Origin of the sequence: Pseudomonas sp. NFACC39-1, assembly GCF_900110355.1 — a bacterium.
Lineage (GTDB): Bacteria > Pseudomonadota > Gammaproteobacteria > Pseudomonadales > Pseudomonadaceae > Aquipseudomonas > Aquipseudomonas tehranensis.
The window spans coordinates 297,448-322,550 of sequence record NZ_FODL01000002.1 but is presented as its reverse complement, the minus strand read 5'-3'; the positions used below and the strand labels follow the sequence as shown (position 1 = coordinate 322,550).

At 61.1% G+C, this 25,103-nt stretch carries 25 protein-coding genes; 11 read left to right on the top strand and 14 right to left on the bottom strand.

Annotation, left to right across the window (positions count from 1 at the left end; translation table 11 throughout):
• Nucleotides 1-8 precede the first annotated feature (8 nt).
• From BMY45_RS05790 to BMY45_RS05745, 10 genes are all read left to right on the top strand, one after another.
• On the top strand, nucleotides 9-1,154 hold the full coding sequence (locus tag BMY45_RS05790; protein WP_371913915.1) for a cation:proton antiporter: 1,146 nt from the start codon (nucleotides 9-11) through the stop codon (nucleotides 1,152-1,154).
• Nucleotides 1,141-2,388 carry an NAD(P)/FAD-dependent oxidoreductase gene (locus BMY45_RS05785; protein ID WP_092395590.1) on the top strand — a complete coding sequence of 416 codons (1,248 nt, stop codon included), beginning with the start codon at nucleotides 1,141-1,143 and terminating at the stop codon, nucleotides 2,386-2,388. Before BMY45_RS05790 ends, BMY45_RS05785 begins: the two co-directional genes overlap by 14 nt.
• Nucleotides 2,389-2,398: 10 nt before the next feature.
• Entirely contained in the window at nucleotides 2,399-3,127 is a 729-nt protein-coding gene (locus BMY45_RS05780; RefSeq protein ID WP_092395588.1) for a class I SAM-dependent methyltransferase, read from the top strand.
• Nucleotides 3,124-3,606, top strand: coding sequence for a DUF3261 domain-containing protein (locus tag BMY45_RS05775; protein ID WP_092395586.1), 483 nt, complete (start codon nucleotides 3,124-3,126; stop codon nucleotides 3,604-3,606). Before BMY45_RS05780 ends, BMY45_RS05775 begins: the two co-directional genes overlap by 4 nt.
• Nucleotides 3,603-4,799 carry a beta-ketoacyl-[acyl-carrier-protein] synthase family protein gene (locus BMY45_RS05770; protein WP_092395584.1) on the top strand — a complete coding sequence of 399 codons (1,197 nt, stop codon included), beginning with the start codon at nucleotides 3,603-3,605 and terminating at the stop codon, nucleotides 4,797-4,799. Before BMY45_RS05775 ends, BMY45_RS05770 begins: the two co-directional genes overlap by 4 nt.
• The gene (locus BMY45_RS05765) at nucleotides 4,796-5,263 is read left to right on the top strand and encodes a hotdog family protein (protein WP_092395582.1); all 468 of its coding nucleotides are present in this window, start codon (nucleotides 4,796-4,798) and stop codon (nucleotides 5,261-5,263) included. Before BMY45_RS05770 ends, BMY45_RS05765 begins: the two co-directional genes overlap by 4 nt.
• Nucleotides 5,260-5,988, top strand: coding sequence for a 3-oxoacyl-ACP reductase FabG (gene fabG, locus BMY45_RS05760; RefSeq protein WP_092395580.1), 729 nt, complete (start codon nucleotides 5,260-5,262; stop codon nucleotides 5,986-5,988). Before BMY45_RS05765 ends, fabG begins: the two co-directional genes overlap by 4 nt.
• Nucleotides 5,988-7,214 carry a beta-ketoacyl-ACP synthase gene (locus BMY45_RS05755; protein WP_092395578.1) on the top strand — a complete coding sequence of 409 codons (1,227 nt, stop codon included), beginning with the start codon at nucleotides 5,988-5,990 and terminating at the stop codon, nucleotides 7,212-7,214. Before fabG ends, BMY45_RS05755 begins: the two co-directional genes overlap by 1 nt.
• 156 nt (nucleotides 7,215-7,370) lie before the next feature.
• Nucleotides 7,371-8,351: an alpha/beta fold hydrolase gene (locus BMY45_RS05750; RefSeq protein ID WP_256573624.1), complete on the top strand. Its 981-nt coding sequence runs from the start codon at nucleotides 7,371-7,373 to the stop codon at nucleotides 8,349-8,351.
• A gap of 134 nt (nucleotides 8,352-8,485) precedes the next feature.
• The gene (locus BMY45_RS05745; RefSeq protein ID WP_092395576.1) at nucleotides 8,486-12,553 is read left to right on the top strand and encodes a dermonecrotic toxin domain-containing protein; all 4,068 of its coding nucleotides are present in this window, start codon (nucleotides 8,486-8,488) and stop codon (nucleotides 12,551-12,553) included.
• A gap of 131 nt (nucleotides 12,554-12,684) precedes the next feature.
• On the opposite strand, the gene BMY45_RS05740 is transcribed toward BMY45_RS05745, so the two are convergent.
• The 4 genes from BMY45_RS05740 to BMY45_RS05725 all read right to left on the bottom strand — a co-directional run bounded on the left by BMY45_RS05740 (nucleotide 12,685) and on the right by BMY45_RS05725 (nucleotide 14,857).
• Entirely contained in the window at nucleotides 12,685-12,972 is a 288-nt protein-coding gene (locus BMY45_RS05740; RefSeq protein ID WP_092395574.1) for an addiction module antidote protein, read from the bottom strand.
• Nucleotides 12,969-13,274, bottom strand: coding sequence for a type II toxin-antitoxin system RelE/ParE family toxin (locus BMY45_RS05735; protein WP_092395572.1), 306 nt, complete (start codon nucleotides 13,272-13,274; stop codon nucleotides 12,969-12,971). Before BMY45_RS05735 ends, BMY45_RS05740 begins: the two co-directional genes overlap by 4 nt.
• Before the next feature lie 168 nt (nucleotides 13,275-13,442).
• A complete protein-coding gene (locus BMY45_RS05730; protein WP_092395570.1) occupies nucleotides 13,443-13,886 on the bottom strand; it encodes a DUF2846 domain-containing protein in 444 nt (147 codons plus the stop codon).
• A gap of 59 nt (nucleotides 13,887-13,945) precedes the next feature.
• Entirely contained in the window at nucleotides 13,946-14,857 is a 912-nt protein-coding gene (locus tag BMY45_RS05725) for a LysR family transcriptional regulator (protein ID WP_092395568.1), read from the bottom strand.
• Nucleotides 14,858-14,976: 119 nt separating this feature from the next.
• Between BMY45_RS05725 and BMY45_RS05720 the strand changes: the two genes are divergently transcribed.
• Nucleotides 14,977-16,251: an MFS transporter gene (locus tag BMY45_RS05720; protein WP_092395566.1), complete on the top strand. Its 1,275-nt coding sequence runs from the start codon at nucleotides 14,977-14,979 to the stop codon at nucleotides 16,249-16,251.
• A gap of 35 nt (nucleotides 16,252-16,286) precedes the next feature.
• On the opposite strand, the gene gspM is transcribed toward BMY45_RS05720, so the two are convergent.
• Genes gspM through gspD form a run of 10 tightly spaced genes read right to left on the bottom strand, consistent with a single transcriptional unit; the run spans nucleotide 16,287 to nucleotide 25,101 of the window.
• A complete protein-coding gene (gene gspM / locus BMY45_RS05715) occupies nucleotides 16,287-16,739 on the bottom strand; it encodes a type II secretion system protein GspM (RefSeq protein WP_092395564.1) in 453 nt (150 codons plus the stop codon).
• Nucleotides 16,739-17,842, bottom strand: coding sequence for a type II secretion system protein GspL (gspL, locus tag BMY45_RS05710; protein WP_092395562.1), 1,104 nt, complete (start codon nucleotides 17,840-17,842; stop codon nucleotides 16,739-16,741). The genes gspM and gspL overlap by 1 nt, the downstream gene beginning before the upstream one ends.
• Nucleotides 17,842-18,684, bottom strand: a complete 843-nt coding sequence (locus BMY45_RS05705; protein WP_092395560.1) for a type II secretion system protein GspK — start codon at nucleotides 18,682-18,684, stop codon at nucleotides 17,842-17,844. Before BMY45_RS05705 ends, gspL begins: the two co-directional genes overlap by 1 nt.
• The gene (locus BMY45_RS05700) at nucleotides 18,681-19,214 is read right to left on the bottom strand and encodes a type II secretion system protein GspJ (protein ID WP_092395558.1); all 534 of its coding nucleotides are present in this window, start codon (nucleotides 19,212-19,214) and stop codon (nucleotides 18,681-18,683) included. Before BMY45_RS05700 ends, BMY45_RS05705 begins: the two co-directional genes overlap by 4 nt.
• Complete coding sequence (gene gspI, locus BMY45_RS05695) at nucleotides 19,207-19,578, bottom strand: type II secretion system minor pseudopilin GspI (RefSeq protein ID WP_092395556.1); 372 nt, start codon at nucleotides 19,576-19,578, stop codon at nucleotides 19,207-19,209. Before gspI ends, BMY45_RS05700 begins: the two co-directional genes overlap by 8 nt.
• The gene (gspH, locus tag BMY45_RS05690; RefSeq protein WP_371913913.1) at nucleotides 19,571-20,044 is read right to left on the bottom strand and encodes a type II secretion system minor pseudopilin GspH; all 474 of its coding nucleotides are present in this window, start codon (nucleotides 20,042-20,044) and stop codon (nucleotides 19,571-19,573) included. The genes gspI and gspH overlap by 8 nt, the downstream gene beginning before the upstream one ends.
• Nucleotides 20,041-20,496: a type II secretion system major pseudopilin GspG gene (gspG, locus tag BMY45_RS05685; RefSeq protein WP_092395552.1), complete on the bottom strand. Its 456-nt coding sequence runs from the start codon at nucleotides 20,494-20,496 to the stop codon at nucleotides 20,041-20,043. The genes gspH and gspG overlap by 4 nt, the downstream gene beginning before the upstream one ends.
• 3 nt (nucleotides 20,497-20,499) lie before the next feature.
• On the bottom strand, nucleotides 20,500-21,708 hold the full coding sequence (gene gspF / locus BMY45_RS05680; RefSeq protein WP_092395550.1) for a type II secretion system inner membrane protein GspF: 1,209 nt from the start codon (nucleotides 21,706-21,708) through the stop codon (nucleotides 20,500-20,502).
• Nucleotides 21,709-21,712: 4 nt separating this feature from the next.
• On the bottom strand, nucleotides 21,713-23,185 hold the full coding sequence (gene gspE, locus BMY45_RS05675; RefSeq protein ID WP_092395548.1) for a type II secretion system ATPase GspE: 1,473 nt from the start codon (nucleotides 23,183-23,185) through the stop codon (nucleotides 21,713-21,715).
• Nucleotides 23,182-25,101, bottom strand: a complete 1,920-nt coding sequence (gene gspD / locus BMY45_RS05670) for a type II secretion system secretin GspD (RefSeq protein ID WP_092395546.1) — start codon at nucleotides 25,099-25,101, stop codon at nucleotides 23,182-23,184. Before gspD ends, gspE begins: the two co-directional genes overlap by 4 nt.
• Nucleotides 25,102-25,103: the final 2 nt, after the last annotated feature.

Genomic DNA, 25,103 nt, shown 5'->3' with positions numbered 1-25,103 from the left:
TCATCCTCATGTTCTGGATCATGGCCCTGGGGCTGTTCGCAATGGCGACAGTCATAGGCCGTCGCTTCGGGCTAATCCCGATTGTCAGCCAATTGCTGTTGGCGACGTTTGGCCTGCCGTTGTTGATGTACTTCTGGATCGAGCCAGGCTGGCAGCTCAGCGGCGCGCAACTGGTGGCGCCGGTGTGGCTGAGCACTCTCTACAGCCTCGCCTTCGCCCTGTTGCTGGGGCACATCCTCAGCGACGTGATCGACCTGCGGCTGGACCGCCAGAGCGTGAAAGTCGCCCTGCCCAGCTTCGGCGTTCCCTTCGCCTGCGGTTTGGCGACCGGGCTCTGGCTGCTGCCGCCACAGCCCTGGATCAGTTCCCTGGCGGTGGGGCTGCTGTTTGCGATCACCGCCATCCCGGTGCTGTACCTGTACCTGCGTCACATCGACTACCCGCCCGCCGCCACACGGCGCCTGGTGCAAACCGCGATTCTGATCGACCTGATCTGCTGGAGCCTGTTCGCCCTGGCCCAAGGCAGCCTGCACCTGGCCAGCCTGTTGCTGCCGTTGACCGGCGCCTGTGTGCCGCTGCTGTTGCGACTGCTTGGCCTGCGCCAGCCGCTGCTGCACAGCGGGATCTTTTTCGCCCTGCTGGTGGTGGCCGAACACTACCGGCTCAACGCGCTGATTGTCGACATCGGTTATCTGCTGTGCATGGCCGCGCTCAAGGTGCCGCTGGTGTTGCCGCTCAACGCGAACTGGATGCAAGGTTTGCAGACCTACCTGGCGATCCCGCTGATCCTCACCTTCGGCATCGTGCAGATCAACGTCCATAGCGCCCTGAGTCGCCTCGATTGGCTGCAGATCGGCGCATTGCTGCTGTTACCCATCGCCAGCAAACTGCTGGGCAACTGGCTGGGACTGGGCTGGGCCGGGGCCTCATTCCCTGGCGCCAGTCGCTGGCGCGAAAGTGTCTTGCTGAATATTCGCGGCTTGAGTGAAATCGTGTTCCTCAACCTGCTGCTACAACAACAGCTCATCAGTCCGGCGTTGTACTTTGCGCTGATGCTGATGGGCCTGATCGCGACATTGCTGCCGGCCCTGGCCGGCTTCCACCGTATTCCCTCGATTGCCGTCCCGGCCAGGAGCTCCAGTGCCAACAGTTGAAATGGAACGTCGACAGGTCGTCGTCATCGGCGCAGGCCCCTCTGGCGCTATCGCCGCCGCGCTGCTCAAGCGCAAGGGCCACGATGTGCTAGTCATTGAGCGCCAGCATTTCCCTCGGTTTTCCATCGGCGAAAGCCTGTTGTCCCATTGCCTGGACTTCGTCGAAGAGGCCGGCATGCTCGACGCGGTGAATGCCGCCGGGTTTCAGCGCAAGAACGGCGCGGCGTTCGCCTGGGGCGAGCGCTACAGCGCCTTCGATTTCGGCGATACCTTCAGCAAAGGCAAGCCCACCACCTTCCAGGTGCAGCGCGCCGACTTCGACAAGCTGCTGGCCGATCAGGCGGCGCTGCAAGGTGTCGAGATCCGTTATGGGCAGGCCATCACCCGCGTCGACTTCACACTTGCCAGCCCACAACTGGGCGTGCAGCGCGAAGATGGCAGCGAGTACCTGGTCGAAGCCGACTTCGTTCTCGACGCCAGCGGCTATGGCCGGGTCCTGCCGCGCTTGCTGGACCTTGAGGCACCGTCGAATTTCCCGGTACGCCAAGCGGTATTCACCCACATTGAAGATCGCATCGACGCCCCGGCGTTCGATCGGGAAAAAATCCTGATCACCACCCACCCAAGCAAACGCGACGTATGGTTCTGGACCATTCCCTTCAGTGGCGGGCGCTGTTCGGTGGGTGTGGTCGCGGCGGCAGAGCATTTCGCCGGGTGTACCGACGACCTCGACGCCTGCCTGCGCGGTTTCATCGACGAAACCCCAAGCCTGGCCGGTGTGTTGAAGAATGCCGTGTGGGACACCCCGGCGAGAACCATCGGCGGTTACTCGGCCAATGTCACAACGCTGCATGGTCCCGGGTTCGCCCTGCTGGGCAACGCCGCGGAATTCCTCGACCCGGTGTTTTCTTCCGGCGTGACCATCGCCATGCGCTCAGCGAGCATGGCGGCGGGTGTACTGCATCGTCAGTTGCAAGGCGAAAGCGTGGACTGGCAAAGCGAATTCGCCGAGCCACTCAAACGGGGCGTCGATACCTTCCGCTGCTACGTCGAAGGCTGGTACGCCGGCACCTTCCAGGATGTGATTTTCTACACCGACGGCTCACCAGACATTCGCCGCATGATCAGCGCGATCCTGGCCGGGTACGCCTGGGATGAGCGCAATCCGTTCGTCAGCGAACCCAAGCGGCGCTTGCGCATGCTGTCGGAAATCTGTGCGAGCCCGGCACCATGAGAAAGCAGCCATGAGCTACCTGAGCGACAACTACGTCGAAGAGACCCGCTTCGGCTTCTGGTTCCTGCGCAGCCACACCTGGCAGCACCATGTCCTGCGGGTGGCGATCAATGACCTGCGCAACCTATTCAGCGGCCCGTTGCCGGTGGCCCCGGTGCTGCTGGATGCCGGTTGTGGCCAGGGCAAATCGTTCCAATACCTGCGCCAGGTGTTCGCCCCGCAACGCCTGATCGGCGTCGACGCCGACCCCCATAGCCTGGACCTGAGCCTGGCGGAAGCTGCACGCCAAGACATGGCCGTGGAACTGATCGGCAGCGATTGCGCGACATTGACGGTGCCTGATGACAGCGTCGACCTGCTGTTCTGCCATCAAACCTTCCATCACCTAGTAGAGCAGGAAAAAGCCCTCGCCGAGTTCTATCGCGTGCTCAAGCCCGGCGGCTATCTGATGTTCGCGGAGTCCACTGCGGCCTACATCGATACCTGGGTGATCCGCTGGCTGTTCCGTCATCCCATGCATGTGCAGAAAAGTGCCGCGCAGTACCTGGAGATGATCCGCAGTCAGGGTTTCCAGTTCGAGGCCGCCAACGTCTCGTATCCCTATCTGTGGTGGAGCCGCGCCAAGGATTTCGGCCTTCTCGAACGCTTCGGCCTGCGCCGCCCGCGGCCCTTTGGTGAGCGTGAGGAAACCCTGATCAATGTAGTGGCCCGTAAACCCGTTGAAGGGACTGTCGAATGATTCGTGCGCTGCTTTTTGGCTGCTTGCTGTTGCTCAGTGCCTGCGCCAGTCAAGCGCCGCTGCCGGAACGCACACCAACCCTGGCACTGCCGCTGCAGTTGCATGTCGAGCGGCAACTGGCCGGACAGCGCCAGGATTGGCTGCTGGTGATCCAGCGCGAAGGCGCCGGCATCCGCTGGTCGATGATGGACCCGCTGGGCATTCCCCTGGCCCGCCAACGCCTGGTGGACGGCCAATGGCAAGCCGACGGACTGCTGCCACCCAATGCCGAAGCCCGTGAGCTTTTCGCCGCGCTGCTGTTTGCCCTGACGCCCGAAACCGAACTGCCGGGCAACTACCCCACCGCCCGGCAAGAGGCTCGGCAACGAACCCTGGGCCAACGCTGGCAAGTGCGCTACAAGCAACCGCTGAATTTTGAACTGGGCCTGCACGAAGGCCCGCACTACCGCATCATGCCGTTGACCGAGAGCACCCCATGACCGCTTATTTGAATGCCCTGGGGGTGATTTGCGCCCTAGGCCGGGGTAAAGATGAAGTGGCGCGCAACCTGTTTGCCGGCGACTGCAGCGGCGTGCGCGTGCAGGATGGCTGGGTGGCCGAGCGCCAATTGCCGGTGGCCTCGGTGCCCGGTGAGCTCGCTTGCATACCGCAATCGCTGATCGCGCATCGCAGCCGCAACAATCAGTTGTTGCTCGAAGCGGGGCTACAGATTCGCGGTGAGATCGATCAGGCCATCCAGACCTACGGTCGCGCTCGCATCGGTATCGTGCTGGGCACCAGCACCTCGGGCATCGATGAAGCCAGCCAGGGCATTGCCCATTACCTTCGCGAGCAGCACTTTCCCGACGGCTACGACTACCAGCAACAGGAACTGAGCGCGCCGGCCAACTTCCTTTCCGACTGGCTGGAGCTGAGCGGCCCGTCCTATGTGATATCCACCGCCTGCACATCCAGCGCCCGGGCCTTAATGAGCGCCCGCCGCCTGCTCGACCTGGGCCTGTGCGATGCGGTGCTTTGCGGTGGCGTGGACAGCCTGTGCAAACTGACCCTCAACGGCTTTTCGGCCCTGGAAGCGGTATCGGGCGAGCGCTGTAATCCGTTTTCGGTCAACCGCAGCGGCATCAACATCGGCGAGGCCGCCGTGCTGTTTCTCATGAGCAGGACGCCGGGGCACCCGGCACCAATAGCCTTGCTGGGTGACGGCGCCAGCTCCGATGCCCACCATATTTCAGCGCCGGAGCCCAGTGGTCGCGGCGCCCGCCAGGCCATGGAAAAAGCCTTGCGTCGCGCCGGCCTGCAACCCGGCCAGATCGATTACCTGAACCTGCACGGCACCGCCACGCAACACAACGACGCCATGGAAAGCCAGGCAGTGGCCGGGCTGTTTCCAGCAGGAGTGCCCTGTTCGTCGACCAAGCCCATGACCGGCCATACCCTCGGGGCCGCCGGGGCGCTGGAAGCGGCGTTCTGCTGGTTGAGCCTGAGTGCGCAAAACACTGCCCAGGCCTTGCCGCCTCATGTCTGGGACGGCCAGGCCGATCCTCAACTGCCGGCGTTGAAGTGGGTAACGACCAGCACCCGCCTGAACCCGATAGCACCGCGCCGCCTGATGAGCAACTCCTTCGCCTTCGGCGGCAACAACGTCAGCCTGATTATCGGAGACGCCCCATGATTGACTGGCCGCTCGCCGAACTGCTGCCCCACGCCGGCGACATGATTCTGATCGACCGCGTCCTGGCGTTCGATGATGAGCAAATCCACACCCTCGCCACCGTCAAGCCCGACGGGTTGTTCAGCCGCGACGACGGCGGGCTGCCTGCCTGGGTCGGCATTGAGTTGATGGCCCAAAGCGTCGCCGCGTTTGCCGGTTGTCATGCACGCCGTCGCGGCGACGCCGTGGAGCTGGGTTTTTTGCTCGGCACCCGCAAGTTCGAATGCAATGTCGAATTTTTCCCGGCCGGGACCGAATTGACCATACACGGTTTGCGCTCGCTGGAAGACGACAACGGCATGGGCGTGTTCGAATGCCACATCAACGCCCCGGGCATTCATGCCATGGCCCGGTTGAATGTGTTCCGGCCACCTCAGCCAGCTCATTACCTTCATGAACCGTCCGCAACAGGAAATACGCCATGACTGAATCCGTACTGGTCACCGGCTCCAGCCGTGGCATCGGCCGTGCCATCGCCCTGCGCCTGGCCCAGGCCGGGCACGACATCGTGCTGCATTGCCGCAGCGGACGCGCCGAGGCTGAGGCCGTCCAGGTCGAAATCCAGGCCCTGGGCCGCAATGCCCGAGTGTTGCAATTCGATGTGTCGGACCGCAGCGCGTGCAAAACCATTCTCGAGGCGGATGTAGAAACCCACGGCGCCTATTACGGCGTGGTGCTCAACGCCGGACTGACCCGCGACGGCGCATTCCCGGCCTTGAGCGAGGACGACTGGGATGTGGTGATGCGGACCAATCTGGACGGTTTCTACAACGTCCTGCACCCGGTAATGATGCCGATGATCCGTCGACGCGCCGCTGGGCGAATCGTTTGTATCACCTCCGTTTCGGGGCTGATCGGCAATCGCGGCCAGGTCAATTACAGCGCGTCGAAAGCCGGCCTGATCGGCGCGGCAAAGGCGTTGGCAATCGAGTTGGGCAAGCGCAAGATCACTGTCAATTGCGTCGCGCCCGGACTGATCGATACTGCCATGCTCGATGAAAACGTGCCCGTGGAAGAACTGATGAAAATGATCCCGGCCCAACGCATGGGCACCCCGGAAGAAGTTGCGGGCGCGGTGAATTTCCTGATGTCCGCCGAGGCCGGCTACATCACCCGGCAGGTCCTGGCCGTCAACGGAGGCCTGTGCTGATGAAGCGCGTCGTCGTTACCGGCATGGCCGGCATCACCTCTCTGGGCAGCGACTGGGAAACCATCGCCGCCAACTTCGCCGCCAATCGCAGCGGCATACGACGCATGGATGAATGGGACCGGTTCACCGAGCTGAACACTCGCCTGGCCGGACCTGTCGATGATTTCCAGGTCCCGGCCCACTGGACGCGCAAACAACTGCGCAGCATGGGCCGGGTATCGCGCCTGGCCGTCGGCGCCGCGGAACAGGCCCTGGCTGATGCGGGGCTGTTGGGCGATGAGTCGATCAAGGACGGGCGCATGGGCGTGTCCTGTGGCTCGTCCACCGGCAGTACCGACGAGATCAAGGCGTTCGGCAACATGTTGCTCAACAGCGTGGCCGAAGGGCTGAACGCCAACTCCTATGTACGGATGATGCCCCACACCACGGCGGCCAATATCAGTATCTTCTTCGGGCTTACCGGACGGCTGATCCCCACCTCCAGCGCCTGCACCAGCGGCAGCCATGGCATCGGCTATGCCTATGAGGCGATCAAGTTCGGTCGCCTGCCGCTGATGCTCGCCGGTGGCGCGGAAGAACTTTGCCCGACCGAAGCGATGGTCTTCGATGCGCTGTACGCCACCAGCCTGAAAAATGATGCACCGCAGACCAGCCCGCGCCCCTATGACAAGGACCGCGATGGTCTGGTGATCGGTGAAGGCGCCGGCATGCTGGTACTTGAGGAGCTGGAACACGCCTTGGCCCGAGGAGCGCGAATCCATGCCGAAATCGTCGGCTTCGGCAGCAACGCCGACGGTCAACACGCTACCCGTCCCGAACTGAGCACCATGCGTCGGGCCATGGAACTGGCCCTGCAGGACGCCAACCTCGAGCCGTCTGCCATTGGCTACGTCAACGGCCATGGCACCGCCACCGAACAGGGCGACATCGCCGAAACCCTGGCCACCAGCAGCCTGTTTGGCGAACACATGCCCATCAGCTCGCAGAAGAGCTTTCTCGGGCATACCCTCGGCGCCTGCGGAGCCCTGGAATCGTGGTTCAGCATCGAAATGATGAACCGCGATCGCTACGTGCACACCTTCAACCTCGATGAGGTCGATCCCCAGTGCGGCAAACTCGACTACCTGCGCAACGAGTTCAGGTCGATGAGCAACACGTACGTGATGAATAACAACTTTGCTTTTGGCGGGGTCAACACTTCGTTGATTTTCCGGCGCTGGCAGTGATTCGGAGGTAACCACAGATGCCGCGCCCCACAAGCACTCTTGCCGTTTGTCGGGACTGTTATCTTTGACAGTACCGACAGATTTCGGATGGCTTCAATCTTTTAGAACCTGAAAAAGAGTAAGGCGGGTTAACGCTTCGATACCATCGCCTTAGCCATGGAAGCTGCTGCTCAGCTTTTTATTGAGTTCAAGGTGGGATACCACATGAACAAAAAACCACTACCGGAACAGTCAGCCGCTTCAAAAACACCCAGCAGTATCGTTGTGGATGGGGCGACTTTTAGAAGTGAGTATGCGTATGTCAACGGCATCCGTTTTCACTATCTCATCGGTGGTGATGGCGAACATCCGGTGTTGCTGGTGCATGGATTTCCGGGAAGCTGGTGCAATTGGGAAGCGTTGATGGGGACGCTGATGCGTGCGGGTTACACCCCTGTCGTTCCCGATTATCGGGGCGCTGGAAAAACAGAGGTATCGGATACTGGCTACGATAAAAAAAGCATGGCGCACGACTTGCGTGGGTTGATCGCTCACTTGAGCTTTCAACACATTGACATTATCGGCCATGACATGGGGCTGATTATTGCCTATGCCTACGCAGCGCTTTATCCGGATGAAACCAAACACATTATCTTGATGGATGGATTTATTCCGGGCATCCCAGGGTGGGAAACTGCTTACAACGGAAACCCCGCAGCCGGTATTGCAAGCAAATGGCACTTTCGCTTTTTCGGCAAGACCGCCATCCACATGATCCAAGGTCGGGAAAAGACCTATCTCAATATGTTTTTTCAGGACTTTGTATTCCCAGGTAACCCTACAGTGCCTGACTGGATTCAGGAGGCGTTGGTGAGGGATTATTCCCGGGCCGGACGTATGGAGGCGGCCTTCAAACTTTATGCAGCCTGGGTAGAACAGGATGTGAATGACAACCAGGCGTTCGCCAAGCATAAGTTGACCACGCCGGTGCTCACCCTGGGTGGTGACCATTCAAGAGGCAAGACCTTGGCCGAACAGGTCAAACATATTACTACGCAACCGCACTCTCTGATCTTGAACAATACCGGGCATTGGCCACTGGAAGAAAAAACCCAGCTTACCCGCGAAGCCATTCTGGCGTTTTTACGAAACAAATAAAGACCCGTGTGCGTATTGAATGTCGGCACTTTTTCGTACCGCAGCGGATACGTCAATGTGCGGTATCTATATATCGCCCTTTCCTTGTGCATCTTCAATAAGTTGTTCCTTCCGATTATTTTCAGGAAGAGAACATGCAGGAGAACAACCCGATACAAACCGCTAGCGCACAGCTGATAGAGCAACTCAACGCCTCGCAACAGCAGATGATCCGCCTGAATGACGCCGTCCCACACGGCTCGAAGGTGGCTGCGCAGCACTTGGAGGATTGGTTCACAAGGGCCTTCCCCACCCTGGCGGGCAGCGTGTCAGTCGAAGAAATCCTGGTTTGCAGGTTACAGGACGAGGTTACTCCCAGTTCCGAGCGCACCGCCGACGGACCCGTTTTCAAACGGACGGTGACGGATACCGCCCCCCTCGAGACACTGTTCTGGCGTGCGGTTGCTGGACAGTTGAATGCGCGCGAATTCTTTCTCGAATCAGGCAGCATCGACCTCATCACCGGCAAGGACAGCCTTACGCAGATGCCGGCGGCGCTGAATAGCCGTAACGCAAAGGAAGAGATCAAGCGGCTGTTACACATCACGCCGCAGGCTTATGAACAACTCCTGACACAGGCGCTGGATGATTTCTGGGATAAACCTGCCCCCTTCAGCCAGGGCCGCAACGTCAGCGACTGGCTTACGGATGAGTTCGCTGCACAACTCAAGGCGCAAGCGCATCTGCATCGGCTCGACGGAATGCTGAGCCTGCCGATGCACAAGGCGCTGACGGACCTTGGGCTGTCGGCGCCGGATGCAGCGTCTCGCGCCAAACTGGCGGAGCGTTTCCGACCCGGGGTCTACAGCCTGAGTATCACCCCCGAAGGATGGGGGTTCGAGGTCCCGATGCCATACGCCGTTGCGCTGACGCAGCATGACAATCAAGACAACTCCGCAAGCGCGGTGCTTTATCGCCCAGGCGACCCACTGGAAACATATGCTGACCTGTCGACGTTGAAGCGCAGCCTGGCAAAGGACGACAACGCTCAGGACAAGGTGGACACGGCGCCAATAGCAGAGAGCTTCCTTACCCGCTTGGTCACTCAATTGCGGGCAGAGCAGAAAACAGCCATGAGCAACGTTTTGCTGGGCGGTCCGGCACAGGGAGAAAAACTCAGCAACTGGCTGGCCCGGATGGACGCGGCGGCGAACCTGCGGGACAGGGTGGATCTGGCGGGGGCCATGGACGAGCGAGAATGGCGGTTGAATCAAAAAAAGCTCGACGACTGGTTGCACGCCAACCCGAATGTAACCGGTAGCGAGCGCGTGGCCTGGTGGAGGGCGGTGCAGGACCTGCAAAAAGCCGTGGAAGACAAATCACCACCGCCGGATCCGGTGGGCCTGGCTACCCACGACGCTCTCCAGGACCGGATCCGCACGCTGCTTGCCGACTTCATCAAGGAAAAATACGCGCCGGCCGACCCGGACCAGATTTCTCTGAGCATACGCAAGCAGATCGTCGACCCCCATGCACCGACGGGCGAGTCCCCGTTTGGTTCCGGGGTCACACTGAACAAGATCAAGGCGATAGTTGACGACCGGCGCTCCCTGACGGAGTGGGCGATGTCCAACCTCACCCCCGACGAACGCAACGCCGCTCACGTTACGGTAGAAGGACCGCTGAGTTTTACGCAGATCGTGGAGGTCATTGAACGAGCCAACGTAGGGGGCCGACTACCGGCCGAACTGCAGCTCGCGGCGCGCCGTCGGCAGGCTGAGTGGATGTCCGTGAAAGCGAAACAGATACGGGCTCAGGCCTGGGCCGCCCATATCTCGGGCGACTTGAGACACGACAAGGACAATACCGGGCTGAACCTGGTGCTGGCGGCGCTGGACACTCCTGAGTCCGAGGGGCGTCGCACTGTCAACGGGCACGAGGTCGTAGTCCGACAAATACAGTGGGGCGACAGCGTGCTCAAAGAGATGCTGGCATTCGGGGTAAAGAAACTTGCGAGCCGGCCTTCATTGACGCTGTACACACCTGGGGCACCGGACGGCAAAACGTTCCGGGACGTAGATGCGGGAAGCGACCGGGAGTTGGAAGCGGCCCTGGTGCAGACGCTCACCACCACGCTGGAAATGAGCCGATGGCTGATCTCGCAATTGCCACTGTCGGAGCAGGCCGATCAGCTTGCCAGCCTGGTACCGGCGTCGGAAACCCTGACACTCAACGAGAAGATCAAGAAGATCACACAACCGGCCTTCTCATGGATCAAACACAGGGTCCAGGACGATTTTGCATCCAGTGTCTATTCGCCCGTGGTTAAAGGAAACCTGCTTAAAACACTGCACGAGACGCAAATAACCCACGCCCTAAAAACAGCTGACGCGCTGACGGTGACCCATGCCGAGCGCGACAGCACGGCTGCGCAGCAAGGGCGCCGAAACGGGGTCATGTTACTGACCGGCGCGATGGCAATGTTCTATGCGGGTCGCCTGGGCGGGGTCCTGGGACGCACGATTCTGCCGACGATGGCCGGCGGCGCCGCGGTGTCGGCGATCAAGGATGAAGACGGCAGCTTCAGCCAATGGGCAGGGGATTTTATCAGCGGGCTGGGTGAGGTACTGGCAGAGGGCGGGCAAGACCTGATCATGGCTCGCGCGGCGCGGCGGCGGGGCATGGAGCGTCCGAGGTTGTCTTCGCTCCCCCGTATACCGGACCCGGCACTGCAACCGTTCCTGCTCAAAGGTTTCAACGGCAAAGGGCTGGTGCCCGAGGGTCGTGACCGGTATCGGGATGCCGGCGGGCAAGGGTATCTGAAGCTGGGGAACGGTTACTACAAGACTGCGGTACAAGAAGGCCAGCAGATCATCTACGCCCCGGACAACCGTACCCATCAGCGAAGGATGACTTGGAACTATGGCCATTGGCACGTCGAACAACCGGGACGGTTGCGCGGGGGCGGTATCGTCGAAAGTCTGTTCGGCCGCACCCCGGAAACCCCGGAACAGAGGACCTATAACGCATTGGTGGAGGCCCTTCTGGTCGATCATCACTGGCCCTCGCGCGAAGTGCTCAGAACGGCAAGGAAAGTCATCAACGCGATGCCCGAGGAACTGGCCGGACGCATCCTGCGCGAAAGCATGAATGACATAAACGTAAGTGACATAGACACTTATCGATCACGCCTGAACTATATAAATAAAGGACTGCACGGTCTCGCACAACATAAGGTTCCACACGAAAATCTTCTGTACAAATACAACGTATGGCAGGCGGTAGAATTCTGCACCCGAGATATCGAATCCCAAGGCACCACGTTCACGTCGGCCCAAAAAATAAAAATCTTCGACATGACCCTGCCGCTCAAAAGGGAACTTTTCGACAGCGAAGGCAACTTCAAGATGATGATGTCGTCCCTGCCAGACAATCTCACCGGCGCGCTATTCATTACGATCATCCCTGAACAGGGAAAAAAGAAAGCCGCCATGACCAAGATACAGAATGATATCCATGACGTGGTCGCCGCTGCCGAAAACAGAGTCTGGGCCGAACTGGGGAGCGACTTTCCAGGGGAGGGACCGGAAGTAGAAGCCGCCAGGGAAAAATTCAAGGAAACGCCTGAAAACTTTGCGCAGTACAAAAGCAAAAAGCTCGAGATTTTCCGGGAGGAGATGAAAAAAAGACACAAACCCGGCCTCCTGACGGAAATCAGGAACAACAAAATTCCCTATCTCATTGTCAACAAAGGCAAGTCGCTGCGAAAAACGATGTTGATCACCGAAGAGGACGTTAAAAACTTCACCAAAAAACTCTCACATTATGATGCGTTTGATATCGAGATTGTCACCCGGGTCCCGTCGAAGAAAGTGACCGGCAAACCGACTGCTGTTACCGAGTCTGCTGCTCTCCCCGAGGCCTCGGCTGCAACAGACCCATTTACGACAAGCACAAGCCTGCTGGCAGAATCACAGATGTCATATGACACTTTTACTGAAGCAGCAAAAGCAAAAATAACGGAAATCATGGCTGACATTCGTGCGGGCCGAGTCACCACCAAGCGCATCAACCGGTATTACTGGTACGACATGGCGCAACTGTCACCCGGAGGTGGCAGAGGCGCATGGCGCGCTGCCTTTGAACGCAAGGGCGATACCTGGACCCTCCAAGGGTTTTATGACTATCACGTCAATAGGCCGGCGACGGTCTGGGAGGGTTAAGTAAAACGTTGTTCGTGGACGACTCTCCTGCCCGATTTGTACCGGGCCGATGCCGCGGCCATGAACGAAGAAGGGCGCCATTGGGCGCCCTTCAACAATAGGTCAACTCGTCAGCCATCGTGCTGATCTGTTCAGGTGCTGGCGTGCAACTTCAGCCCCAACGCCTTGACTACTTTCAAAATAGTGCCAAATTCAGGATTTCCCTCCCCCGACAAGGCGCGATACAGATTTTCCCGAGACAGTCCGGCATCACGGGCCACTTGGGTCATTCCGCGGGCGCGTGCGATGGTCCCCAAGGCTTTGGCGATGAAGGCAGGATCGTCTCCAGCCTCCTCCATGCATGCATCCAGGTAGTTAGCCATGTCCTCTTCGGTCTTGAGGTACTCGGCAGAGTCCCAGCGAGTGAATTGTTCGGTCATGGGTTTTGCTCCTGCCAGGATTTCGCAATGAGCCTGGCTTGTTTTATATCGCGAGTTTGACTGCTTTTATCACCACCACACAGAAGAATGACCAATTGCCGGCCTTGCTGCATGAAATAAATTCGATAGCCCGGACCGTAATCGATACGGGCTTCGCTCAAACCTTCCCCCAGGGCTTTGACGTCTCCCAAATTCCCGTCAGCCATGCGATCGACTCGAACCTGAATACGAATTCTGGCACGGCTATCGGCCAGCTTTGAGAGCCAGCCGGAAAAGGTAGAACTTCGAATAATCTCCGTCATGCTGTGCAGTGTAGCTCCTGCGCTACACCTGCTCAAGTCTGCATCGAGTCGCCTTCGCTCTGGCTGCGACAGCGGGGCCCGACGTAAGAATCACTCATCCAGAAAACCTACAATCAAAAAGGGCGCCCTTAGGCGCCCTTCAACAACAGCTCGGTGCAGCCAGTCGAGTTACTGGGCTTGAATCAATTTGCTTTCAGCCACCCCGGCGCGACCGGTTTCTTCATCAACTACCTGCAGGTTGTTACGTGCCTTGATGAAGCCCACTTTCACTTCCTGCCAGACGAAATAGTTTTTTCCGGCTTCTGTGCTGAGCTTGAGCTCAGAGTCGTTTTCCGCTGATGACACCAAGGTCTGCTGGCCAGCCGGTACTGACAGCATCAAGTACGACTTAGCGACGGTCTGGCCTACAGGTTTACCGTTGAGCGTTACCGGCATTTTTACTCCGGCGCCCATGCTTTCGTTGCGATAAAGGTAAATGTTGGATTTGTCGGGAACAGTCTGGAATGTTTTTGCCTGAGCATCCTGAGTGTCATCCGCCATTTTTACCGAAGCGCAGCCTGTGGTCAGCGCGGCAACTGCCAGCAAAGCGGTGAAGGTCAACTGCTTGAACATCCTGTTTCTCCATGGTTTGTTGGTCGAACAACGGGTTATCGGCCGATTCATTCAAATATTCAGGCTTCTTCCGGCGCGAGAGATTGACCCCTATCAGTCAACAACGCCACAAACGCCCTCGCCATCGGCGAACGCTGATCCTTGCGCTGCACCAGCCACACCGCCGACACCGCCGCCGGGTCAAGCAGCGGTCTATAGACCACGCCGTCAATACGCATGCGCTGGTAGGACGCCGGCAGGACCGACACTCCGACCCCGGCCGCCACCAGGCCGATGATGGTCATGGCCTCACCGGCCTCCTGGGCGAAGTGCGGGCTGAAGCCGGCGTCGCGGGCCAGCGTCAGGAGTTGCGCGTACAGGCCGCTGCCGTAGCTGCGGGGGAAGAACACGAATGGCTCTTGGGCCAACGCCGAGAGAAACAGACCGTCTTCGCTGCCTTGGGCCAGTGGATGCTTGGAACTGAGCACGGCCACCAGCGGCTCGCGGCTCAATTCGATCTCCTGCAAAGAGTCGGGCAGCGGCAAGGGGCGCATGATGCCCACCTCGATTGCCTCATCCACCAGGGCGTCAGCCACTTGGGTGCTGCTCATTTCCCGCAGGTTCAGGTGGACGGCGGGAAAGCGCTGGCGAAACGTGAAAATCGCCTGGGGGATGGTGGAGTTGAAAGGCGCCGATGACGTGAAGCCGATTTTCAGCTCGCCCAGTTCGCCCAACTGTGCGCGGCGAGCGACATCGGCGGCCTTGTCGACCTGGGCCAGCACCTGTCGAGCCTCTTCGAGAAACAAACGTCCGGCTTCACTCAGTTCGACGCGACGATTGGTGCGATTGAACAGCCGCGCACCAATCTCTTGCTCCAGCGCCTGGATCTGCTGACTAAGCGGCGGCTGGGAGATGCCCAGCGCCAGCGCGGCGCGCCCGAAATGCAGTTCTTCGGCAACGGCAATGAAGTAACGCAGGTGACGCAGTTCCATGGGCCATCCAGTAGGTCGTAAAAACTCTTAAACAGGTCGAACAATATATTGGATACAAACATTAACCGCCTATATGCTTTTTCCATTGCCTGCCTGGCCGTGCTCCTGCGAGGTCCATCGTGAAAACTGCTGTCGCCCCACTGGCCCATGAAATTCCACCGCTTGCCGATGATGGCATCCCCGGACGCAAAGACATCTACATCGAAAAAGGCACGCCGTTGTTCATGCGTACGGTGCTGGCGTTGTTTTGTGGCGGTTTTGCGACCTTCGCCCTGTTGTATTGCGTGCAACCGATGATGCCGCTGCTCTCCGAAGAGTTTTCCATCAATGCCGCCCAGAGCAGTCTGATCCTGTCGGTGGCGACCGGCCTGCTCGCCGTCGGGCTGCTGATCACCGGCCCGATTTCCGATCGCATCGGCCGCAAGTCAGTGATGGTTGCGGCACTGTTTGCCGCAGCGTTGTGCACCATCGCCAGCGCGATGATGCCGACCTGGCAGGGTGTGCTGGTGCTACGCGCCCTGGTGGGGCTGTCGCTGAGCGGCGTGGCGGCGGTGGCGATGACCTATCTGGGCGAAGAAATCCATCCCAAGCACATTGGCCTGGCGATGGGCCTGTATATCGCCGGCAATGCTATCGGAGGCATGAGCGGCCGTTTGATCGCCGGGGTACTGATTGACTTCGTCAGCTGGCATGTCGCGATGCTGGTGGTCGGTGGCTTGGCCGTGATTGCGGCGGCGGTGTTCTGGAGGATGCTTCCCGAGTCGCGCAATTTTCGCCCTCGCTCGCTGCATCCGCGCAGCTTGCTGGACGGTTTCACCATGCACTTTCGCGACGCCGGGTTGCCGCTGTTGTTTCTCGAAGCCTTCGTATTGATGGGCGCCTTCGTGACGCTGTTCAACTACATCGGCTATCGCCTGCTGGCCGGGCCTTATCACTTGGACCAGGCCTTCGTCGGGTTGCTCTCGGTGGTCTACCTGTCGGGTATCTACAGCTCGGCGAAAGTCGGCGCACTGGCCGACAAACACGGCCGTCGCAAAATGCTCTGGGCGACTATCGCGCTGATGCTGGCCGGTCTTGCACTGACCATGACCACGCCGCTGTGGTTGGTGATCCTGGGCATGCTGGTGTTCACCTTCGGCTTCTTCGGCGCGCACTCGGTCGCCAGCAGCTGGATCGGTCGCCGCGCAATCAAGGCCAAGGGACAGGCCTCGTCGTTGTACCTGTTCAGCTACTACGCCGGCTCCAGCGTCGCAGGTACGGCTGGCGGGGTAGCCTGGCATCTGGGCGGATGGAACGGTGTCGGCCTGTTCATTGGCGGCTTGCTGGTGCTGGCGTTGCTGGTGGCGGTGAAACTGGCGAAGTTGCCGTTGTTGCCGGGCAACGCTCAGGTTTGAGCGGACACTGTTCAGGCGCTGGCCCGCCGTTCAAATCATTGCCCCAACACCATCCGGGCGTCCAGGACACCGTTGCGCACTTCCAGGCTCAGCACCTGCAAGGTGGCGCCGTCCCGCTCGTGCCGGTCCAGCCAGTCGAGCAGTCGATTGGCATCGCCACTGACGGCAAGCCGCAACGAATCACCGTCGATCTCCAGCTCCGCCAGCTCCAGCCCCGCTGCCGTCGCACTGTCGTTGATCCTGACGGACAAAGAGCTCGTAGCGGTCGTAGCGCCGGTGGGCTCCAGGCGCTGGATCCGGGCAGCGAGTTCGGCCTGCTGCCAATACTGACGCTCGGCCAGGTCGAGCCGATGTCGGGTGGGCTGCCAGATCGAGGTGTAACTCACAATGACCAACACAAGTCCGACAAGCCCCGTCAGCAACCGTTGCTCACGGTGCGACATACTTTCCCAGACCTGTTTGCAGCGCTGCCATTCCTTGAAACCCATCAATTGCTCTCCAGTGCGAGGGTGGCCTGAACCCGATCGCTCTGCTTGCTGGCGTTGACCAGGGTGAGGGGCAGTCCGCTTTTAAGCCCACGTTCGCGCAGTTGCTCCAGCTCGACGAAGCTGTTGGCGGACAGTCGGATTTTCCAGCCGTCATCGATCCGAAAATCGATGCGCAGTACTTCGACGTCGCTGGCGCCGATGACCTGTTCCGTCAGTTGGACCAGACGCGCGACCCGAGTCTCCCGTCTTTGCTCGCGACGACTCTGCAACGCCTGGAGCTGCGCCGCCAGGTCGACAATCCGTTCTTGATCGGGATACAGCAACCGGAATCGCTGCTCGCTCTGGACCTGAAAAATCCGGGCTTCGTGTTCAAGAAATCCGATGCGAGCTTCGCTGGCGCCCCAGGTCAGCAAGCATAATCCGAACGCACCAGCCGCCATGCCACGCCATGGCAGACGCTGTCGGCGTTGACGGAACTCCCCCTGCAACAAGTCGATGGGATTCCCATCAGCGGCCAGCAACCACTCATCGATACCCGGGCGGTCCCGCTCCTCGTCCAGCCAATGGATGTCCTCGGGCAGGTCAGGCTTGAGCGTGGCAAGGGCCCGGGCCGACAGTGACAGGCGTGCCGCGAGGGCGCCACCCAGCAACCAGCGACCAAACCAGCGCACGCCAAAGGCCGCATCATTGGGCAACAGATCGGCATCGACATGCATGGCGCGCATATCCACTTGCTGCGCCGCGAGCAACGCCAGCAGCGCCTGAAACCTGGCCCGTTGAGTCACCATCACCGCGTAACGCTGCCGACGGTCTCGAACACTGGCACAGATGTGCAACGCTTCCAGGTTCTCGCTCAGCTGTTCTTCGATGGCGAACGCGAGTGCCTGGGGTTTTGGCTGGCGTCGGGAAGGCCATGGATCGCTTTGGAACCAACTGCACATCTCCATCGGCAGCAGCACGTCGACGACTCGCCCGCGCAACGCCTGGGCAGCTTCGTGCAGGGGCAGGCAGCGGCGCTCGGCCGCGACCGACCAGACACAGCACGGCCAGTCTGGACTGAGGGCGTCCATGCCTTCGACGGTGAGGTAAAGCCAGGTTTTCATCAATGGAACTCGCTGGGAAGCAGGGGTTGGAAACGACGCTGAAGCACAGTCCAGCGACCGGTATCAGGGTGGCGCTCGATGTCCGAGACCAGCCGCAGGTGACGGTCTGCGAAGGCCACGTCCACCCTGATCCGGAACCAGCGGCTGCTCACGCCCAGCCCATGGCCGCGGATGCCCAGGCCGGCCAGCAAAGGGTCATTCGTGAATGCCGGCACACTGTGGTACGGCGTGTGAGGACGCTGGTTGATCAGCGCGTCGGCCGACGCCTGTTCCATACCGTCCAGGGTCATCAACAACAGTCGCGGCGCGGTATTGACGTTCAGCCGAGCGTCCCGGGGCAGTACCGCCACCCAGGGTTCCAGGCGCCGCAGTGTCTGGCCGTCCATGCCCGGCAACAGGCGCAACTGACTCAACTCCTGTATCAATCCGACCTGGGGCAAGGACAGTTCGGGCAGATCCAGTAAGGCCAGCAATCGCGGCCAGCGGTCCAGCGTGAGCTGATCGATCTGTCCCTGGGTGGTCAATGCGTTGAGGTTAAGGCGCCCGGAGAGGTCTTGGATCTCGACGCGGATATCGGCCTCTTCTTCGAACGCCGGCTCTTGCCGGGCCCACTCCTGGCTCAAGTCCACCTGCCCCGATGGCGCGTTGGCACTGTCTTGCAGGACGCTCTGGGCCCAGGCTTCACCGGCCAGCCCCAGTTGACGCAACTGAACCTGATGCAACTGCTGCGCACTGCCCTGCAACAGCAGGCGATGACTGCGTAGCATGCCAGCGGTGATGAGCAACGCCAGGCTGAGCACCAGCAGCACACTGATCAGCGCCGCGCCGCGTTGTCGAGTCATGGCAAGGCGCCCGGCAATAGCAGCACTCGACGAATCTGTTCGAAACGCCCCGTCGAAACGACCAGTTCCAACGCCAGAGGCGATTGCTCGTTCCGCGTTTCGGTGTACCAGCCCTGTTCCGGGTCGAACAGTCGCCAGCTCAGGCTGCGTACGTCATCCAACAGTTTCTGCTGCTGCAGGCCAGCCGGGCCTTCGCCGCGACTGTCGCGCCATAACGCGGCCCCCTCGAGTCGATACTGCACGACTTGCCGTTCACTGCGCGGCAAGTCCAGTGGATTGCGCCAATGGCTACGGTGCAATTGCAGGCGCCCCGACGCGAGTTCGACAGAGCCGGCGACCGCCTGCCAGGCATCTCGCTCAATCACCCCCACGGCACGCTGCAGGCTCCTGATGTCGCGCTCATGCTGGCCGGTTCCCTGCTGTGTACGCACGACACCCTCGAACAGACGCCAACCCGCCAGGCCGAGCAAGGCAAACAGCGCGATGGCGATAACCAGCTCCAATAACGTGAAACCCGACTGTTCATTCATGACGGTTGCCAATCCATCCGGTGGTGCGGTGGGCAACGGACGAACTGCCGGCACGGCTGACCTGGATCTCGACCTTGAGCAGGCGCGGATCGCGGGCCGGGACGATATGTTGCTGCAGGATCCAGTTGCGCTGGCCCAGGTCTCGACTCAAACGCTGTTGCCCCTTTGGCGTCGCCGTTTGCAGGCGCAGCTCGCTCAGTTGGTTGTCCGCCAGCCAGGCACCGAAGAGACGCTCCTCCAGCACGACGCTTTGCTTGAGCACAAACTGGCTGGCCGACAGCATCGCCGCCGCCATCGTTGCGAAAACCGCCAGCGCAATCATGACTTCCAGCAGCGTGAACCCTCGGCAATCGGTGCTATTCATGAACGAACGGCTCCGCCACGCCATCGCTCGACACCTGCAACAGGGTCTGTCCGGTAACCTTGATGGACAGCCTGAACGGACTGATTTCGTCACTGCTGAGCATCAGCAGTTGCGGTGTGTCCCGGACATCGTCGAGCGGCAGGATCTGGCCATCTTGCTCAAGCCCAAGCGTCAGGTTTTCCGGCAGCCGATGCAAAGACGTCACCGCCGTCCAGCCCCGGTCTTCGAGCCGTACTGGCTGGTAGGCGCGAGACTGCAGGCGCAGGCCATATTCACGGGCATCCAGCACCGCCCGTTCGCGCAGTTGCTGCACTACGCGGATGAAATCCTCGGCCTGCTGTCGGGCCTGGCGCGCCGGGCTCGGACCGCTGGCCAGGCTGACCATGCCCGCCAGCATTCCGATCAGGACGATGACAATCATCAGCTCCAGCAAGGTGAATCCGCGACAATCTCGTCCCATTTTCATGGTGCCCAATTGCCTATGTCGGCCGCCATCCCCTCACCTCCCGGCAAGCCGTCGGCGCCCAGGGAGTACAGGTCATAGCTGCCATCGGTCGCTTTGAGGCCCGGGTTGAGGTATTGATAGGGCGTGCCCCAGGGATCGACCGGCAGGTTTTTCAGATAACCCTGGGGGTTCCAGTTACTGGCCGCGGGTGTGCCGGAGGGACGCTTGCTCAACGCCTCCAGGCCCTGTTGGGTCGATGGATAGTGATAGTTGTCCAGGCGGTACATCTCCAGGGCCGTGGCAATCGCCTGGATATCGGTTCGCGCGGCCGTGGCCTTGGCTTGGTCGGGCCGGCTCATGAACTGTGGCACCACAATGGCGCCCAGGACGCCGATGATGACCACCACCACCATGATTTCGATCAGGGTAAAGCCGCGCTGAAGGCGTGCAGGTCGGTTGTGCTGAAGTTTCATGGGTCAATTCACCAATTGGTTGAGGCTCAGGATCGGTAGCAGAATGGCCATGACGATCAGCAGCACGACGCCGCCCATCAGCACCAGCATGGCCGGTTCGAAAAGGCTCACCACCAGCGCGATACGCGCCGCGAGGCTGGCCTCCTGTTGTTCGGCGGCCCGGGCCAACATGCTGTCGAGCTCGCCGGCCCGTTCGCCACTGGCGATCATGTGCAGCATCAGTGGCGGAATATCCCCACCAAGCTCCAGGCCACGGGTCAGCGTCCCGCCCTCGCGGACCGAACGGGCGACGTCAGCCATGCGGGCGCGGATGGTCAGGTTGCCGATCACCTGCGCGGCGATGCGCAGGGCATCCACCAGCGGCACGGCACTTTTGCTCAGGATCGCCAGGGTGCTGGCGAATCGGGCCGCTTCCATCGCCCGCAGCACCTCACCCAACACAGGCAGCTTGAGCAACAGACGATGCCAGCGCAGGCGCCACGCAGGTTGGCGCAGGCTCCAGCGCCACAACCCGAGCAACCCGACCAGCAGCCCGAGCAGCGACAAGCCATAGCGACGCAATCCGTCACTCAGGACGATCAGCGCCTCGGTCAGCCAGGGCAACGATTGGCCGCTGTCGACGAATATCTTCACCACATCCGGCACCACGTAACCCAACAGGAAGGCGACAATCGCGGCGCAGGCCAGCATCAGAATCAGCGGATACACCAAAGCCAGTTGAATGCGCTGGCGCGATGCCTGGCGTGCCTGGGTGTAGGCCGCCAACTGCTCCAGCACCAGGCCCAAGTGGCCGGACTGTTCGCCGGCGGCAACCGTGGCGCAGAACAGCTCGGGAAACGCCTGGGGAAACGCCGCCAGCGCCGTGGCCAGGGCGTGACCTTCCATCACACGACCGCGTACCGCCGACAGCAGGCTGGCAACCCGCCGCTTCTGGTTTTGTTGGGCGACGGCGCCGAGGGCCTCTTCGAGGGGCAGGCCGGCCTGAATCAAGGTGGACAGCTGCAACGTCAGCAACGCCAGATCCGCCGGGCTCAAACGCCCCCCGGCGTGCCGGGCGCCCAGGGTTCGTTGCGCCTTCACTTCGTGCAGCTCGCTGGGCAGCAAGCCGCGCTCGCGCAGCAACTGACGGGCATGACGAGGGTTGTCGGCTTCCACGCGGCCTTTACAGCGTCGGCCCCGGGCATCCTCTGCTCGATAGTCGAAGGTCGGCATGGGGCTAATCCTCCTGGGTGATGCGCAGCAGTTCATCGACACTGGTCAGGCCTTCCAGAACCCGCCGGCACCCGTCCTGAAACAGGCTGCGGGAGGTTTTGCGCGCCTCAAGGGTCAGCGCCTGCTCAGGGGCGCCCTGATGAATCAGTTGCGACAACGTGGTGCTGACACTCACCAGTTCATAGATGCCTATACGCCCGCGAAAACCTTTCTGGCATTGCTCGCAGCCCCGGGCCTTGAACAACCGTGGCGCGGCGTCGGCGTCGAGCCCAAGGCGACGACAGGTTGCAGCGTCGGCCACATAGGGCGTCTTGCAAGATGGACACAAGGTGCGCAACAAGCGCTGGGCCACAATGCCCGCCAGGGACGAGGCCAGCAGATAGGCGTCCAGGCCCATGTCCCTCAGTCGCGTAACCGCGCCTACGGCAGTGTTGGTGTGCAGGGTCGAGAGCACCAGATGACCGGTCAGGGACGCCTGCACCGCGATTTCGGCGGTCTCGCGATCGCGGATCTCGCCCACCATCACCACATCCGGGTCCTGACGCAAAATCGCTCGCAAGCCACGGGCAAAGGTCATGTCGACTTTTGGATTGACCGGCATCTGGCCGATACCCGGCAGGTGATACTCGATCGGGTCTTCGACGGTGAGGATGTTTCGGCTCTGATCGTTGATGCTGCTCAGCGCCGCGTACAGGCTGGTGGTTTTCCCCGAGCCCGTGGGGCCGGTCACCAGCACGATGCCATGGGGTTTGCCGAGCAACCGACGCAGGTTTGCCAGCGTGTCATCAGGTAGGCCCAGGCGGATCAGATCCAGGCGCCCGGCCTGCTTGTCGAGCAGGCGCAACACCACTCGCTCGCCATGGGCTGAAGGCAGGGTCGAGACCCGCACATCGACCTCATGCCCGGCCAGCCGCAACGCCATGCGCCCGTCCTGGGGCACACGTTTTTCGGCGATGTCCAGGCGCGCCATGACCTTGATCCGCGACACCAAAAGGCTCGCCAGCTCCCGGCGCGGGCGTAGCATTTCCTGCAACTGGCCGTCGATGCGCATGCGCACCGACAGGTATTGCTCGAACGTTTCCAGATGCACATCCGAGGCGTGTTCGCGAACCGCTTCGCTGAGCAGGGCATTGATCAACCGGATGATCGGCGCATCGCCCTGCTGTTCCAGCAAGTCGGTGGTCTGCGGCACTTGATCGGCCAGGCTGAGCAGGTCCAGCTCCTCGTCCAGTCCTTGGGCAACCTGCTCGGCGGCGCTCTGGCCCTGGCGGTAAACGCAAGCCAGGCGCGTAGCGAACTGCGTCGGCTCCAGCACCTGGATGGGCAACTCCCGACCACACCAGCGCCAAACCTCGGCCAGCGCGGTCAACGGCGTGTCGCGGCGCATCACCAGGCGCAAGGTCGGGCCCTCGCCTTCCAGCAGCACGCCCAGGCGTCGGGCGAAACCAAAGGGCAACGGGGCCTGTGGATCACTCACAGGGCCCCCGGATTCTGTTGACGCGGCTCTGCCAGCGGCGCGTCGGCGGACGGTTCGAACAACTCGCGGGCGTCCCGAGGCAGCAACAGCGAATTATTTTTCCGTGAACCGGGTTTGCTCAGCTCTCGAAGCGCGTCGTAGCGCTGACGGCTCACATCGGCCAGGCCTTCCTTGCTGCGCACGATGGTCGGGCGCAGGAACACCATCAGGTTGCTTTTGGTCTGGGTATCACGGGTCCAGCGAAACAGCGCGCCCAGGTAGGGAATGCTGCGCAACAGCGGCACGCCGCTTTCCTGGGTACGGACACTGTCGCGAATCAGGCCACCGATCACGATGATCTCACCATCGTCCGCCAGGATCGTGCTCTTGAGGGCACGCTTGTTGGTAATCAGGTCCGAGGAATCCACGCCGGAGACAGCCGGCGCAATGTCCGAGACTTCCTGCTGGACATCGAGGCGCAGGGTGGAACCTTCATTGATGTAGGGCTTGATCCTGAGGCTGATGCCGACATCCTTGCGCTCCACGGTGGTGAACGGGTTGTCCGCGCCACTGCTGTTGGTGGCGTAGGAGCCCGTCTTGAACGGGACGTTCTGGCCCACGATGATTTCCGCTTCCTGGTTATCCAGCGTCAACAGGCTGGGCGTGGACAGCAGATTGCTGTGGGTATTGCTCGCCAATGCCGAGACCAACGCACTGAAACGGTCGCCTCCGAGTCGCAGGACCGCGCCTTGCGCTTCGTTTTTCAGGGCATTGGCGTCCAGCCCACCCATGATCGGAATGTTGGTTCCCGGAAAATTGATGAACCCTGAGGCGTTGCCGGTATTAAGATTCCACTGCACCCCCAGCGCTTCGGAGGTATCCCCGGAAATCTCGACGATGGCCGCGTGGATCAGTACCTGGGCACGAGGCTGATCGAGTTCGCGAACGATGCTCTCGACGGTACGCACCTGGGCGGGCTCGGCGATCAGCACCAAGGCGTTCTGGCTTTCGTCAGCCTTGATCATGAACGGGTTGGCGACACCGGTATCCCGCTGGCCGCCCAGGGACGCGGTGGTTTTTTTCTCTTGCCCGACGGCTTCCAGCACCTCGGCCAGCTGCCTGGCATCGCTGTGGTGAAGGCGAATGACCCGCGCGTTATCCTGGAAGGCAGCCGCCGGAACATCCAGCGCCCGGGCCAGATCGAGCAGGCGCTGGCGCACCATCGGCGCGCCGATGATCACCAGGTGGTTGCTGCGGGGATCGGCAATCACGGAACCCGCCGCATCCCCCTCGCGCTTGCCGCCGGATGCTTCCAGGACCGGCGCGATATCCCCGGCCTGGGCATGACGCAAGCGCAGCACGACATGACTGCGGTTGCGTCCCGAGTCCAACTGACGCACCACTTGGGTGATACGTCGCACATTGGCGGCCGTGTCGGTCACCACCAAGGCGTTGGAAGAAACCGAAGGGCCGATGTAACCATTGTTCGACACGAGGGGCCGAACCAACCCGGCGATATCGGCGGCGATACTCGATTGCAACTCGAGAACCCGGGTGACGTACTGGGACGGGGTGGTGTCCTTGGCGTCGTCGAGACCGGCACGCGTCCTCGCATCGGCGACCGGCGTGATCAGGATCCGTTCGCCTTCGTCGATCACGGTGAAGTTGTGCGCATCGAGCACCGAATAGAACAGCCGCCGCACGCCCTCGCGATCCAGCGCCTGGCGAGACATGACCGTGATGCGTCCCGAGACGCGCGGGTCGAGCACCACGGTCTGGCCGAGAATCGCCGACATCTCCTCGACGACATCGCGCAGTTCCGCATTGTTCATCGCCAACTGCCATTGAGCCTCCTGCGCCCACGACGGCACCAGCGCGGCAAACAGCCCGAGACACAACAGGGCGTGCAACGCACGGCCCCGGATCAAACTATTCATCG